The 14,145-nt window shown below is 64.4% G+C and carries 17 protein-coding genes; 9 read left to right on the top strand and 8 right to left on the bottom strand.

Going from position 1 to position 14,145, the window contains the following annotated elements:
* Positions 1-74: 74 nt before the first annotated feature.
* From HBA99_RS12105 to HBA99_RS12095, 3 genes are all read left to right on the top strand, one after another.
* Positions 75-1,058 (top strand): LLM class F420-dependent oxidoreductase, encoded by a 984-nt coding sequence (locus HBA99_RS12105; protein WP_070952616.1) that lies wholly within the window; start codon positions 75-77, stop codon positions 1,056-1,058.
* 49 nt (positions 1,059-1,107) lie between these two features.
* On the top strand, positions 1,108-1,704 hold the full coding sequence (locus HBA99_RS12100) for a TIGR03086 family metal-binding protein (RefSeq protein ID WP_070930887.1): 597 nt from the start codon (positions 1,108-1,110) through the stop codon (positions 1,702-1,704).
* Between the two features lie 123 nt (positions 1,705-1,827).
* Positions 1,828-3,282 (top strand): NAD(P)/FAD-dependent oxidoreductase, encoded by a 1,455-nt coding sequence (locus HBA99_RS12095; protein ID WP_109494423.1) that lies wholly within the window; start codon positions 1,828-1,830, stop codon positions 3,280-3,282.
* A gap of 6 nt (positions 3,283-3,288) precedes the next feature.
* Here HBA99_RS12095 and HBA99_RS12090 read toward each other — a convergent pair whose 3' ends face one another.
* From HBA99_RS12090 to HBA99_RS12065, 6 genes are read right to left on the bottom strand one after another with little or no spacing between them, the layout of a single operon-like run.
* On the bottom strand, positions 3,289-3,936 hold the full coding sequence (locus HBA99_RS12090; protein ID WP_057968272.1) for an urease accessory protein UreD: 648 nt from the start codon (positions 3,934-3,936) through the stop codon (positions 3,289-3,291).
* Positions 3,926-4,600, bottom strand: coding sequence for an urease accessory protein UreG (gene ureG / locus HBA99_RS12085; protein ID WP_030097947.1), 675 nt, complete (start codon positions 4,598-4,600; stop codon positions 3,926-3,928). The genes HBA99_RS12090 and ureG overlap by 11 nt, the downstream gene beginning before the upstream one ends.
* 45 nt (positions 4,601-4,645) lie before the next feature.
* The gene (locus tag HBA99_RS12080; protein WP_078354372.1) at positions 4,646-5,290 is read right to left on the bottom strand and encodes an urease accessory protein UreF; all 645 of its coding nucleotides are present in this window, start codon (positions 5,288-5,290) and stop codon (positions 4,646-4,648) included.
* An 8-nt stretch (positions 5,291-5,298) separates the two neighbouring features.
* Complete coding sequence (locus HBA99_RS12075) at positions 5,299-7,032, bottom strand: urease subunit alpha (RefSeq protein ID WP_057968270.1); 1,734 nt, start codon at positions 7,030-7,032, stop codon at positions 5,299-5,301.
* Positions 7,029-7,352 (bottom strand): urease subunit beta, encoded by a 324-nt coding sequence (locus HBA99_RS12070; RefSeq protein ID WP_057968269.1) that lies wholly within the window; start codon positions 7,350-7,352, stop codon positions 7,029-7,031. The genes HBA99_RS12075 and HBA99_RS12070 overlap by 4 nt, the downstream gene beginning before the upstream one ends.
* Positions 7,353-7,357: 5 nt before the next feature.
* Positions 7,358-7,660, bottom strand: a complete 303-nt coding sequence (locus HBA99_RS12065) for an urease subunit gamma (protein WP_030097951.1) — start codon at positions 7,658-7,660, stop codon at positions 7,358-7,360.
* Positions 7,661-7,805: 145 nt separating this feature from the next.
* Between HBA99_RS12065 and HBA99_RS12060 the strand changes: the two genes are divergently transcribed.
* The 4 genes from HBA99_RS12060 to HBA99_RS12045 all read left to right on the top strand — a co-directional run bounded on the left by HBA99_RS12060 (position 7,806) and on the right by HBA99_RS12045 (position 10,953).
* The gene (locus HBA99_RS12060; protein ID WP_030097952.1) at positions 7,806-8,561 is read left to right on the top strand and encodes a sensor domain-containing protein; all 756 of its coding nucleotides are present in this window, start codon (positions 7,806-7,808) and stop codon (positions 8,559-8,561) included.
* Between the two features lie 11 nt (positions 8,562-8,572).
* Positions 8,573-9,301: a sensor domain-containing protein gene (locus tag HBA99_RS12055; protein WP_057968296.1), complete on the top strand. Its 729-nt coding sequence runs from the start codon at positions 8,573-8,575 to the stop codon at positions 9,299-9,301.
* Positions 9,302-9,391: 90 nt separating this feature from the next.
* The gene (locus tag HBA99_RS12050; protein ID WP_057968268.1) at positions 9,392-10,156 is read left to right on the top strand and encodes a sensor domain-containing protein; all 765 of its coding nucleotides are present in this window, start codon (positions 9,392-9,394) and stop codon (positions 10,154-10,156) included.
* Entirely contained in the window at positions 10,153-10,953 is an 801-nt protein-coding gene (locus HBA99_RS12045) for a sensor domain-containing protein (RefSeq protein WP_057968295.1), read from the top strand. Before HBA99_RS12050 ends, HBA99_RS12045 begins: the two co-directional genes overlap by 4 nt.
* A gap of 133 nt (positions 10,954-11,086) precedes the next feature.
* Here HBA99_RS12045 and HBA99_RS12040 read toward each other — a convergent pair whose 3' ends face one another.
* Entirely contained in the window at positions 11,087-11,497 is a 411-nt protein-coding gene (locus HBA99_RS12040) for a PaaI family thioesterase (RefSeq protein WP_030097956.1), read from the bottom strand.
* A 177-nt stretch (positions 11,498-11,674) separates the two neighbouring features.
* A complete protein-coding gene (locus HBA99_RS12035) occupies positions 11,675-12,433 on the bottom strand; it encodes an iron reductase (protein ID WP_070952478.1) in 759 nt (252 codons plus the stop codon).
* Positions 12,434-12,677: 244 nt separating this feature from the next.
* On the opposite strand from HBA99_RS12035, the gene HBA99_RS12030 reads away from it, so the two are divergent.
* Together HBA99_RS12030 and HBA99_RS12025 are read left to right on the top strand one after the other, a co-directional pair.
* Positions 12,678-13,085, top strand: a complete 408-nt coding sequence (locus tag HBA99_RS12030; RefSeq protein ID WP_030097958.1) for a BlaI/MecI/CopY family transcriptional regulator — start codon at positions 12,678-12,680, stop codon at positions 13,083-13,085.
* A gap of 14 nt (positions 13,086-13,099) precedes the next feature.
* A complete protein-coding gene (locus tag HBA99_RS12025; RefSeq protein ID WP_030097959.1) occupies positions 13,100-14,065 on the top strand; it encodes a M56 family metallopeptidase in 966 nt (321 codons plus the stop codon).
* The last annotated feature ends 80 nt before the right edge of the window (positions 14,066-14,145 follow it).

Raw genomic sequence — 14,145 nt, 5'->3', positions numbered from 1 at the left:
AGATCGCCGAATTGCATTGCGAGGCAAGACCGTACGTAGTGCCGTGGCAGCAGTTCGAGCGTAGGCTCGATCGGGTGACCATTCGGCTTGGCTATCAGATCCCCAATTTCTCCTACGGCACCGGCGTGGCCGAGCTCTTTCCCACCGTCGTCAGACAGGCGCGCGAGGCGGAGTCGGCAGGTTTCGACACGGTTTTCCTGATGGACCACTTCTATCAGCTGCCCATGATCGGCACCCCCGATCAGCCGATGCTCGAGGCCTACACAGCCCTGGGCGCGTTGGCCAGTGCCACCAGCACCATTCAGCTCTCGACGCTGGTCACCGGCAACACCTACCGAAACCCGAGCCTGCTCGCGAAGGCCGTGACCACCCTCGACGTCGTCAGCGGCGGGCGCGCCATCCTGGGCATCGGAGCGGGGTGGTTCGAACTGGAACACCAGCAACTCGGGTTCGAGTTCGGCACGTTCACCGACCGCTTCGAGCGGCTGAACGAGGCCCTGGAGATCATCGCCCCGATGCTGCGCGGTGAGCGACCCACCTTCGAGGGCAAGTACTACCGCACCGAGACCGCCATGAACGAGCCCAGGCTCCGGCCGAACATTCCGATCATGATCGGCGGCAGCGGCGAGAAGAAGACCTTCGGGCTGGCTGTGAAGTACGCCGACCACCTGAACCTGCTCAGCTCCCTGGACGAGATCCCACACAAGCTGTCGGTGCTGCGACAGCGGTGCGAGGAAGCAGGCCGTGACCCATCCACCCTGGAGACCTCGGCGTTTTTCTCGGTGTTCATTGACGACGACTCGGCGACAGCCTGGAAACTCGCCGGTGAGCAACTACGCAAGAACGGCATCGATCTGGAAACCCTCCCCGAGGAGGCCCGTGCGCAGGTTCTCGGACGCACTCTCGTGGGCAGCCCCGACGAGATCGCCGAACAGGTGCAGACCCGAGTTCTCGATCAGGGAATCGATGCTGTCACGCTCAACGCGACCGCCAACGGGCATGTGCCTGGCGTGGTGGAGCTGATCGGCAACACTCTTCGCCCCCTGTTCAAGGAGTAGTCGGCCGGATTCGCCCTCCGTCGCGCAATCTTTCGGCAGGATGTGCGATATGGGTGCTCCGTTCAGCCTGCAGCCAGCCGCGACAGCCGTGGTGGCGCTTCTTCCGGGGGTGTCGGATGAGGCGCTGGACGGCTCGACTCCGTGTACCGAACTCACGGTCCGTGCCCTGCTGAATCACCTGATGGGTTTATCGGTGGCGTTCCGATACGTCGTCCGCCCCGAGGAGGCGGCGGCTCTCGGCATCGACCTTTCGGGCCCGTCGTTCACCGAGGACCTCGATCCGCAGTGGCGGACGTTGCTTCCGCAACGGCTCGCAGATCTGGTGGCGACCTGGGCGCAGCCCCGGTCATGGATTGGCCAGTCGACCATCGCGGGCACTGTCATGCCCAATGACCAGGTGGCCATGGTGGTCCTGGATGAGTTGGTACTGCATGGATGGGATCTGGCGGCGGCCACCGGGCAGCCGTTTGACCTGCCTGAGGGCACCGATCCGGGTTTGTATGGATTCATCAGGGCGCTGGCCTCCGACGCCGGGATTCCGGGTTTGTTCGGCCCGCGCCAGCCAGTTCCCACCAGTGCTCCACGGTTCGATCACATGCTCGCCATGTCGGGACGTGACCCAGGCTGGCGTCCGCAGGGTGTGTGAGATATTTCGCTAAACTAACTGACGCGACGTACAGGGAAATCCCGACTACGGTTGAGGTGTTGCACCAAGTGTCAGACAAGGTGAATAACCCCAGTTGAGACACCATTTGACGAGGAGTGATCGATGAGCACGACACCAGACGCCGCCACCGGCGCGGCGCCTGTCGAGGCCAATCCGAAGCCCAAGATCAAGGACGCGCTGACTCCCAAGCACCGAGTCGTGATCATCGGGTCGGGATTCGGCGGTCTCACGGCCGCCAAGACGCTCAAACGTGCCAACGTCGATGTCACGCTGATCGCGCGCACCACTCATCACTTGTTCCAGCCGCTGCTGTACCAAGTGGCCACCGGGATCATCTCGGAAGGGGAGATCGCTCCCCCGACGCGGCAGATCTTGAAGGACCAGGACAACGCCCAGGTCGTTCTCGGCGATGTGACGAGCATCGACCTGGAGAATCAGGTGGTCCACTCCTCGCTGCTGGGGCACGACTACTCCACGCCCTACGACAGCCTGATCGTCGCCGCCGGCGCCGGCCAGTCCTACTTCGGGAATGACCACTTCGCCGAATGGGCTCCGGGCATGAAGACCATCGACGACGCTCTGGAACTGCGCGGACGCATTCTGGGCGCCTTCGAGCAGGCCGAGCGCTCCAGCGATCCGGTGCGGCGCCGCAAACTCATGACCTTCACCGTGGTCGGTGCCGGTCCCACTGGCGTCGAAATGGCCGGGCAGATCGCCGAACTGGCCAACGAGACCCTCAAGGGCACCTTCCGGCACATCGATCCCACCGATGCCAGGGTCATCCTGCTGGACGCCGCGCCCGCCGTACTGCCACCCTTCGGCCCCAAGCTCGGCGACAAGGCACGCAAGCGCCTCGAGAAACTCGGCGTCGAAATCCAGTTGGGCGCCATGGTCACCGACGTGGACCGCAATGGCCTGACCGTCAAGCATTCCGATGGCACCGTGGAACGCATCGAATCCTGGTGCAAGGTGTGGTCCGCGGGCGTGTCCGCCAGCCCCCTCGGTAAGAACCTGGCCGAACAGTCCGGTGTCGAACTGGATCGTGCCGGGCGTGTCAAGGTCGGCCCGGACCTGTCGATTCCCGGTCACCCGAATATCTTTGTGGTCGGCGACATGATGGCGGTGGACGGTGTACCCGGCGTCGCCCAGGGCGCCATCCAGGGTGGGCGCTACGCCGCCAAGCAGATCAAGGCCGAACTAAAGGGGCGTAGCGCCGAGGAACGCCCCGCATTCAAGTACTTCGACAAGGGCTCGATGGCCACCGTGTCGCGGTACAACGCGGTGGTCAAGATCGGCAAGCTGGAGTTCAGCGGATTCATCGCGTGGCTCAGCTGGCTGGCGCTGCACCTGGTCTATCTGGTCGGGTTCAAGAATCGTCTGGTCACCCTGATCCTGTGGTCTATCGCGTTCATGACGCGCTCGCGCGGCCAGATGGCGATCACCGAACAGCAGGCCTGGGCTCGAACACGTCTGGATCAGCTTGAAGAGCTGGTCGCGGAGAAAAACGGCGACGACGAACAAGTTGCGCAGCCCGAAGAGGAAAAGGCAGCCAGCTAGTTCCGATCAGTCGGACGGTAGCCGCTGTCCCTGCCACGTGAGCAGGGTGGCGTCGCCGGCGAGGCGCAGCACAGTGGCGTCGGCCGGACATGGTGGCATGGAATCTGTTGCGGGATAGCGCAATTCACTAATCAGGGCCAGTGGGCGACCCAATTCGTCATCGGTCACTGATCCCGCACCGAGTTCGATGCGGTGGCGCAGCAGGGGGCGATTATCGATATCCGCCTCGAGCTCGCCGCTCCAGAATCCGGACGACTCCCCTGCCCTGCCGATCTGCACACGTTCGCGCAGCCGCACGCTCGCGCTGCCCGATCCATGAACGGTGACATGAGAATGGTGGACGGCATTGGCCGCCACGATGGTTGGCGCGGGGTCGAGGTCAAGTTCGCCCGCCACCGAGCAGCTCCACGCTGTCGAGGACCGCAGGGTGTCCCGGCCGGGCAGGGCCACCGCTGCCGCCACCGATCGCACGCGCAACAACACCCCGTCGCCGACCTCGATACGCACCGAGATCTCGTCGCCACCCAGGGGGCTAGCGGCCACTCCGATGAGATGAACGGTATCGGCCTCGGTGAGCCTGCCCTGCAGGCTGCCCGAGCAGCGTATCCGTGGGAGGCGGCCCTTCACCGCAATGATCTCGACGTCAGTGCGCATGGTCCAGGTGGCTCCGGACCCACGCCAACACCTCGGTGGCCGTCGGGTCTTCGGTCAACGAGATCATCGCGGTGGGCCGTCCTTCCCGTACAGCTGCCGCGTCCCGCGCCATCACGCCCAGATCGGCGCCCACCATGGGAGCCAGGTCGGTCTTGTTGATGACCAACAGATCCGAGAAGGTCACGCCGGGACCGCCTTTGCGTGGCACCTTGTCACCGCCGGCGACGTCGACGACGAAGATCTGCACGTCGATCAGACCTGAGGAGAACGTGGCAGTGAGATTGTCGCCACCCGACTCGACGAGGATGAGGTCAAGTGGATCATTGGTGGCGATGAGATCCTCGATGGCGTCCAGGTTCGCGGTAATGTCATCGCGGATGGCGGTGTGCGGGCAGCCACCGGTCTGCACGGCGGTGATGCGCTCGTCGGGCAGCACCGCGTGGCGACGCAGGAAGTCAGCATCCTCCGTCGTGTAGATGTCGTTGGTGAGCACCGCCACCGAAATCTCGTCGCGCAGCGTGCGACACAGCGCGGCGACCAGCGCGGTCTTGCCCGACCCCACGGGTCCGCCGATCCCGATGCGCAGCGGCTCACCCGGCTGGCGCACCCGGCGGGGCCTGTCGATGTGTTGATGGGGCTGACCGTCGAGAAGATGCGGTGGCATGTTGATCCAATCGTGGTTGTGCGTGAAAAACCTAGAACCCTAAAACTACGAAACAAAAAGCGGACGTTCACGTGTGAGATGACGCTCAGCGAGCACATCCAGCAGCGGGTCGGACAGGCATGCCAGATCGGTGGCGGCCACGGTCGCGGTCTCCTCACACAGGCCCGCCATGGCCAAGGTACCCACCGCCACCTCTGTGGGGTCTAGCGCCAACAGCCGCTGGCCCGCGGTAGCGGACCCGGTCAGCGTGGTGTACACGACAACGAGGGCGATATCACGACCCGACAAACCCGTTGCCGCGCCGATGATGCCGTAGACCACGGCCAGGTGCGGCTGGCGGCCGTGCGCACGCCAGTCGATATGCGGCCAGGCGCTCCCGGCCAGGCGCTTGAGCCCCCGCCCCTGGGCGCGGGAAGCGTCCCGCGCCGCCTGCGACGGCGTCCGCGCGTCCGTTTCGGCATCGGCACGCTCCGGATCCAGCCGCCCCGATGTGATGGCGGCGGCAATGGATGCCGCAACCAGGCCGTGAGTCCGAATACGCCGCCGCAGATACGCGTTCAGAGTCGCACCGTCTCGCACCAGACCCTGCGCTATGGCCTCCTCCACCCCGCCGGAATGCACATGCGAACCGGTGGGCAACCGGGAATCGGCCAGCGACAGCAGCAGTGCTGTCGTCGCGGAAGTATCGATGCCACCCATCAGAACAAGAAATATCGTTGCGCCATGGGCAGTTCGGTGGCCGGCTGTTCCTGCCAGACCTCGCCGTCAATACGTACGGTGAAGGTATCGGGATCGACTCGGATATCCGGCATCGCGTCATTCAGCGGCAGGTCGGCCTTGCCGCGATGGCGCACATCGCGGGTGGGAACCAGCCTGCGCCGCAACGCGAGCCGGGCCGCCAGATCGTCCTCGATGGCCGTCGGCGAGACGAAGTGCACGGCCAAACCGGGTGCCACGTTGGGCATGGCGCCGAACATGGGCCGTGGCAGCACGGGTTGCGGGGTGGGAATGGAAGCGTTGGCATCGCCCATGGCAGCCCACGCGATGGCGCCGCCCTTGATGACGACATGTGGCCGGACCCCAAAGAAGGCCGGTTCCCACAGCACCAGATCGGCCAGCTTGCCGACTTCTACCGAACCCAACTCGTGATCGATGCCGTGCGTGATCGCCGGACAGATCGTGTATTTCGCGACATACCGGCGGACGCGGTTGTTGTCGTTGCCTCTGGCCCCGGACGGGTCCCCCTCCAACGCACCCCGGCGCTTCTTCATCACATGCGCGGTCTGCCAGGTGCGCATCACCACTTCTCCGATGCGTCCCATGGCCTGACTGTCGCTGCCAATCATCGAGATGGCGCCGATATCGTGCAGCAGATCCTCGGCAGCGATCGTGGACGGACGAATCCGGCTCTCGGCGAAGGCAAGATCCTCCGGCACCGCGGCGTTGAGATGATGGCAGACCATGAGCATGTCGAGATGCTCGTCCAGGGTGTTGACCGTGTGCGGGCGCGTGGGATTGGTGGAGCTTGGCATCACGTTCGGGTGACTGGCCACGGTGATGATGTCGGGAGCATGGCCGCCGCCGGCGCCCTCGGTGTGGTAGGCGTGTATCGCACGGCCGGCGATCGCCTCCAGAGTGCCCTCGACGAAACCTGTTTCGTTGAGGGTGTCCGAATGCAGGGCGACCTGGACGTCGGCCTCGTCGGCGACACGCAGGCACGCATCGATCACCGCGGGCGTGGTGCCCCAGTCCTCATGAAGTTTGAAACCCGCTGCGCCACCGCGTAATTGTTCCCACATGGATTCGGGGTTGACGGTGTTGCCCTTGCCCAGCAGCAACACGTTCACCGGCCACCTGTCGAGCGCCTGCAGCATGCGGCCCAGGTGCCATGCTCCGGGAGTGACTGTGGTGGCCTTGCTGCCCTCGGCGGGGCCGGTGCCACCGCCGATCATCGTGGTGATGCCGCCGCCGATCGCCTCTTCGACCAGTTGGGGACAGATGAAGTGGACGTGGCAGTCGATGCCGCCCGCGGTGACGATCCGGTCATTGCCGGCGATGATCTCGGTGGACGGGCCGACGATCAGTTGGGGGTGAACCCCGTCCATGATATCCGGATTACCCGCCTTGCCGATACCGACAATGCGTCCGTCTCGAATACCGATGTCGGCCTTGATGATTCCCCAGTGATCGATGATGACGGCGCCCGTAATGACGGTGTCCGGCGCTCCCCCGGCGCGGGTGAGGCGGCTCTGCCCCATCGACTCGCGCAGCACCTTGCCACCACCGAAGACCGCCTCCTCGCCCGCCAAACCCGGCCCACCACATCGATCTTCGGTGATCTCGATAAGCAGATCGGTGTCGGCCAAGCGGATGCGATCACCCGTTGTCGGCCCGTACAGCTTGGCGTAATGCTCCCGGGATAGCCGGGTCATGCGGGTTCACCGCCATCCAGATGTCCCGGGGCGTCAAGCGTCAGTCCGTGCACTTCTCGGCGGCCACGTAGGGGAACCAGTCGGACCTTTTGCGCCACACCGGGTTCGAAGCGAACCGCGGTACCCGCAGGAATGTGCAGGCGGTGTCCGTGCGCGGCCTCGTGATCGAAGTCAAGCGCCGGGTTCGACTGCGGGAAATGTACGTGACTACCGACCTGCACGGGGCGGTCACCGGTGTTGACGACGTCGAGCTCGATGACGGTCGCTCCCGCGTTGAGTTCGATATCGTCCGGTGCGAACAGGTATTCGCCAGGAATCATGTGGCTCATCCGATCGGGTGGTGCACAGTGACGAGCTTGGTGCCGTCAGGAAAGGTTGCCTCCACCTGGACGTCCGGGATCATCTCGGGGACGCCGTCCATCACATCATCGCGCCCCAGCACCTCGCGGCCGCTGGCCATCAATTCCGAGACGGTGCGACCATCACGAGCACCCTCGAGGAGATGATCAGTGATGATGGCGATTGCTTCTGGGTGGTTGAGGCGCAGGCCTCGGGATTGGCGTCGTCGCGCCAATTCCGCCGCATAGGAAATGAGCAGCCGTTCCTGCTCGTGCGGGGTCAATCGCATAAGGGGCGATCCTGCCATGATCCGGGCTGCCTGGCACTTTCACGGCCGTTGCGCAGACAGCGGACGGTTTTGCCCTGCGGTCGAGATGGTGAGTGCGAGAATCCACGGAGCTTGTGGGGTGTGGAGTCGATCAGGAGGGTTCGCAATGCGGTACGGGATGACGTTGTGGTGTGTGGTGTCGGCCGGAGTGCTGATATCCGGGTGCGGTCAACCCAGCGAGGGGATAAAGCCGGTGTCGGCACCGAGCACCACTGCGGCGGATATGCCCATGACAGCGGGCACCTCAGCGCCCGCGTCCATCCCCACGACCACAAAAGCGCCTCCACCCCCGCCTCTGGTGGTCACTCCGGAGAAGATCGACTCGATCCTGGGCTCACGTTCGGATGTCGGGAAGATTCTGGGAACCACGCTCGAGTACGACGACAACACATCGACACCACCGACCGATGCCGTCGGTGGTGCACCGGACTGTGCCAACCTGGATAACCCGCGGGCCGGCCAATTGGGATCCGAATGGACGACATATCGCTGGAACTATTACCGCGAGACCAAGGACACCACCGCATACATCGTGAGTCAGGTGGCCGTCCTGTATCCGTCCCGCGAGGAGGCCGCGGCGGCTTTCGCACACGCGTTTCCCAAGTCCGCAGCGAGAACATGCGCCAACGCGGAGATCTCCAAGCAGGACCAGAAGTGGAAGATCAGCAACATCGCGGAAATCAGTGATGGCGCGGCGAAATGGACCCAACTGCAGATCACACAGACCGCCACGTGGCACTGCTTCTTCGACTTCCGCAACAAGAACAACGTGCTCTTCGGGACGTACCTATGCCAGTACGGTGACGGCGTACCCGGTGTGACGACCATTACCGACCGGATCGCGGCGTGGATCCCGCAGTGAAAGGAATCGCTGTGACCAGCAGATCGGTGTACCGAAAGACTGCCGTCGCGGTGTGCGCCGCCGCGGTCCTGACGGGATGCTCAATTTTCGGAGGTGGCCAGCACCCTGCGACGTCCGGGCCGTCGGCGACATCCGGCGCATCGAAGACGTCGACAACGTCCGCGGTGGATGCGATCAGTCCCGACAGAGCCAACTCGATCATCGTCTCCAAAAATGACGTGTCCGAGCTGGTCGGCTCGACCCTCGAATACGAGGGCAAGTCCTCGAATCCGCGATCGTCGTCGCCGATCGACGGCAAGCAATCGTGTCAGGCGCTGATGGTGCCGCTGACCGTCGACGTCGGCGACAAGTGGACCACCTACCGGGACGTCTGGTATCGGGAGGGCAAGGACACGTTCACGCACTCGGTCACCCAGCGGGTGCTGCTGTACTCGTCGAAAGACGATGCGCGGGAGAACTACTCAAAGGAGTTTCCCGCCGATGTCCGCAGTTGTTCCGGCGAGGAACTGAAGGTGGACACGGCGATCTGGCGCGTGTCTGTCCGCGAGGCATCCGACGACCGCGCCCAGTGGGTGCTCGATGAAATCGCCGATGGGCGCCCGTCGGGATGGCGCTGCATGTTGGAGGCCCGCATCATCGAGAATCTGCTGCTCTCGGCGACGGTCTGTCAGGTGGCCAACGGCGGTCCGGCGCTGCGCGCCATCGTGGACAGGATGGTTGCCGCCACCCAGCCGAAGTAAGAAATCGCTCGTGTAACACTGGGCGCCAGCGATCCGATGTAGCCATGATTTGGGTCGATACGGGTCTGAAATCGGCAGGGAGGGATTGAGATGCGTCACGTGTTGGCTGTCGGATGGCTTGGCCTGGCAGCGATGCTCGCGGTGAGTTGTGGAACGGAGACCGGGGGCATCAAGCCGATACCGGTCGGTGCCACCGAGACATCGGCGCCGACCGATCACGGGCAGGACGGGGCGATCGCGAGCCCCAAGTCCAGTGCTCCACCGGTCACCACCTCACTCGAACCGCCGGCACCGGTGATCGTCACGCCCGACAAGGCGGAATCGATCATCATCTCCGCCGACGATGTGGGCAGGCTGGTCGGATCGCCGCTGACGTACGAGTTCAAGTCCACTCGGCCCAGCGATGCCTCCGCGACAGGCAAGTGTCAGGCACTCACCGGGTTGCGCAGCGAGAGCCTGGGTGATGAGTGGACCACCTACCGGGGCTCGCGTCTGCAGGAAACACAGGACCGGTATGACCACATCGTGTGGCAAGCGGTCGTGTTGTTCCCCGATGCGAAGGCCGCGGCGAACCAGCTTCAGACCGCATATCCCCCGTCGCTCGCGTCCTGCGCGGACTCGCGCCAGACCGAGGGCGATATCGAATGGCGGATCGGTCAATTCTCGAACGACGGCACCAGCGTGAAGTGGGTGCGACAGGAGCTCAAGGACGGAAAACCCGCAGGGTGGCGGTGTTTCTACGACTACCGGGTCAAGAACAACGCACTCTTCGGAAGCCTGCTGTGCCAGAACGGCAACGGCACTCCGATAGTGACCGCGATCGTCGACCGCATGGCCGAATGGATTCCGGCATGACCACGACGAAGAACACGGCAGGGGGCCCGATGACAGGCACAACGGCGCGGGCGGTGCTGTGCGCGACGGCGATCGCCGCGCTGGCGCTGTCCGGGTGTTCCGGCCAGCGGGAGGCCGCCGGAACGTCAACGGCCACCACCACGACGGCCTCACGGTCGGTAAACGCGCCGGCACCGGCTCCGGTGAGCAGCGGACCAGCGGGGCTTACGGGGTGGCCCGGCCAGGACAAGATCACCGAGGAAGCCATGGTGGCGGCGTTGTTCACCAACGAGGAGATTTCCAAGGTGTTCGACGCCGAAGTCGCCAAGACCAACAAGCGCGAAAAGCCTTTCACGGCCACGGAGTCTGATGACGCGAGTTGCAATGTGACACAGGGGCTCACCGTGGAGTCGGTGGGTAAGGAGTACGAGACGTTCCGCGGCACCGAGATGCTGCTCGGCGACGCCGAGAGCCCGGATGCGCAGGTCTACCAGGGCATCGCGGCGTACAGGGACAAGGACTCCGCGCAGGCGCAGTTCTCGACGGCAGCTGACGAGATCACGGAATGTGACGGAAAGTCGTACAACTTCACCGATCCCGGCGGGCGCAAGGTGCCGGTGACGGTGTCTGTCTCGTTGTCGAACGACAAGAAGGTGAATTGGGCCCTCACGTACGGGCCCAGTAAGTATCGCTGCTTCGTGTCGTACAACGGTGTCGCGAATCTGATTGTGCAGACGCAGGTTTGTGCACGAAGCAATTCAAAGCAGCTGGTGCAGAAGATGGCCGACAGGATTGTCGACAAACTGCAGCTGAGCTGACGAGCTACCCGGATCCAGGGGGGACTGGGTCCGGGCGGGGGGACGAGGATGGCGGCCCGACCATCGGGGGGCCGGCCGACATCTCTCGAAAATGAGCTCGGGTGGGCGTACGGGGGTTGCGCCCACCCGAGTCTCACAGATTCTGTAGGCGGACCTGCCCGCGTGCGATTGTGCGGTTCTGATCATCGGCAATGGTGACGAGCCACAGCTGCTGACGACGTCCCCGATGTATCGGCGTGGATGTCGCGGTCAGCGTGCCGGTCGAGATGGCGCGCAGGAAATCGGTGTTGTTGTTGACGCCGACCACCGCACTCTCCTCCCCCAGCACGTTGGCACGCCAGACGTACGCGGACACGCTCGCGACGCTTTCCACCACGGAGCAGTAGACGCCACCGTGCACGATCCCATTGGGTTGCAACAGGTTTTCGGTGACCGTCAGGGTGGCGGACACTCCCTCGGGTGTCAGCGAGGTGTATTCGAGCCCCACGAGCTTGTCGAAGGGCGCGGTGGGCATCTGGCTGAGGTGCTCCGGCGTGTCTGGCATGCGATGTTCATATCAGTGCGGGATCCGTTAACGAAGAAGTGCCCCACCTGCCGAGGCAGGTGGGGCACTTCCTTCGAGTGGACCGGGGGTCTCTGCAGCCCTCAGGACTCCGGCGCGGTCCGGGTGTCTGGTCGCGCGGTAGCGCGTTCGACATTTCTAAGGATAGGCAAGGCTGCCCTAAATTGCAAGGGCCTTGTGGCGAACCGGCAATCCGAGTGTCATGAAGCGGTCCAGGATCGCCTGTCCGCGCCGCATTCCATCGGTCTCGCTGGAGCGGGCCAGCAGCGGAACATGCGTCGCCGCACCCACCACGGTTGAGCCCACCAGTTGCCACATCTGGCCGATTTCCATTGTTCCGGAACTGATCTGAGACAGGCGCGTAAACAACGGCGCCAGGGCGCGATGGCATCGGTGCGCCGTCCACGCCGCAAGTGCGTCCTCGCCGGGGAACACCACAACCTGCTCCCGGTCCCGGTCTGGGTCATTGGGCAACACCCGCAGCGTCGGGTCCACCACACCCACCCAGTCGATGCAGCCCTCGGAATCGAAATACACCCACAAGTTGCCGAGGCCCGGATCCCAGGCGCGTCCCTCCAGGACGACCAGGGCGACCAATCGGCCGACCACGGTGTGCACAAGCGCGTCCGCGAGTTGATGGACGGCGACCGCGTCGCTACCGGTCTCTTCAATGGCGCGGGCGTACATCCGCTCGAGGCGGTCGGTGTTCAGGGCTCGTGCCAGCGGCCACCATCGGCGCCGGCCGACATCGGACATGACGGCGACACCATAGGCCCGAGGGCACTCGGGATACAGCTCGCGAAGCCGGGCGCTCGATTCGTGCAGCGGCAGTGATTGGCGGATAGACATCCCGGCGATCAGCGGATCGTCGGCGATGAGGCTCCTCGTCGAAGAGCATCGATCAATGGCCAGTGTCACAGTTGGCAGCCTCCCTTCACGTAGACAAGATAGGTAAGCCTAACCACATGTAGGATGACATCGCCAGGTGCGGGTGTTGTGACTGCCCTCACCAAAGCTCCTGATCATCGGGCAGTGCTAACGATTTCGGCCCACATGTTGAGACCGGATCCAGCGCTGGAACAAAGACCGAGTTCTAGATCGTTGGCTGTCAGAAGTAGTACGACTGGATGTAGTACGGCATTGCGTCGGAGGTGAACGTAGAATGTTCGGAATGGCACGCCTGGGCGAACTTGAACGCGCGGTGATGGACCATCTCTGGTCGTCCCCCGAGCCCCAGACTGTGCGCCAGGTCCACGAGGCATTGTCGGCGCGGCGTGACCTCGCCTACACGACCGTGATGACCGTGTTGCAGCGTCTCGCGAAGAAAGATCTGGTGGTGCAGCACCGCGATGATCGCGCGCACCGCTACGCACCCGTACATGGCCGTGACGAGCTTGTCGCGGGCCTGATGGTGGATGCGTTGGCGCAGGCCAACAACTCTGGTGCCCGTGAGGCCGCGTTGGTGCACTTCGTGGAGCGCGTCGGCCCCGATGAGGCCGATGCGCTGCGCCGCGCACTGGCCGAGCTCGAAGCGAAAGATCCATCTGCTGGCGGTCGCCCCACCGCGTAAGGGACACTAGTTATGTGTCCGCCCTGGCGTTCGCGATACTCGCGCTGCTGCTGACCGGTCCCGTACCGGCGTTGCTTGCGCGTGCGCGCTGGCCGTACCGCGCGCCACGTGCCGCGATGGTGTTGTGGCAGGCCATTGCCGCGGCCGCCGTTCTCTCCGCGTTCAGTTCGGGGCTGGCGATCGCGAGCAGACTCCTCGTCCCTGGCCCCGATGGTCATCCAACCGCCACGATCACCGGTGAAATCGACCGCCTTGGTTGGGGTTTGTGGCTGCTCTACGTCACGGTGTTCGCGATCACGATCCTTATCGGTATCCGGCTCATGGTGTCGGTGATCCGAGTCGGGGTGCGCACCCGCCGTCGGCGTGCCCGCCACCGCGCCATCGTTGATCTACTGGACCACAAGCGGTACTGCGAGAACTGGCGCGGCGGCTACGACATCCATCGTCGGCGCGACCACGACCTGCGGGTGTTGGAAGTCGACGAGCCCTTGGCCTACTGCTTGCCGGGAGTACGCAGCCGGGTGGTCGTCAGCGAGGGAACGCTGAGCACGCTTGGGCACAACGAGGTGACCGCGATCGTCGCGCACGAGCGTGCGCACCTGCGCGCGCGCCATGACCTGGTGCTGGAAGCCTTCACCGCAGTCCACGACGCCTTCCCTGTCATCGTGCGCAGCAAGAATGCGCTGGAGGCGGTCAAGCTGCTCGTCGAGCTGCTCGCCGACGATGCCGCGGTGCGGACAGCCGGGCCGACTCCCCTGGCCCGCGCGCTCGTCGCGTGCGCTGGTGGACCGACCCCGGTCGGCGCAATGGCCGCCGGCGGCCCGACGACACTCATCCGCGTCCGCCGCCTCGGCGGGGACGGAAACAGCCTGCTGTTGTCGTGCAGCGCCTATACCGCCGCTGCCGCCATCCTCGTGGTGCCGACGCTGGCCGTGGTGATCCCATGGTTCACCGAACTTCAGCGCCTGTTCAGCAAGTAACCTCCGAGTAGGTGACCCGCGCTCGCGGGCCGATTGTGACTGCGCGAGAATCCGTGGAGCACAACACGTCAACGAAAGGA

The organism is Mycobacteroides chelonae (genome assembly GCF_016767715.1).
Lineage (GTDB): Bacteria > Actinomycetota > Actinomycetes > Mycobacteriales > Mycobacteriaceae > Mycobacterium > Mycobacterium gwanakae.
Note: the sequence above shows the minus strand (reverse complement) of the source record. Positions and strands in the feature narration are given on the sequence as shown.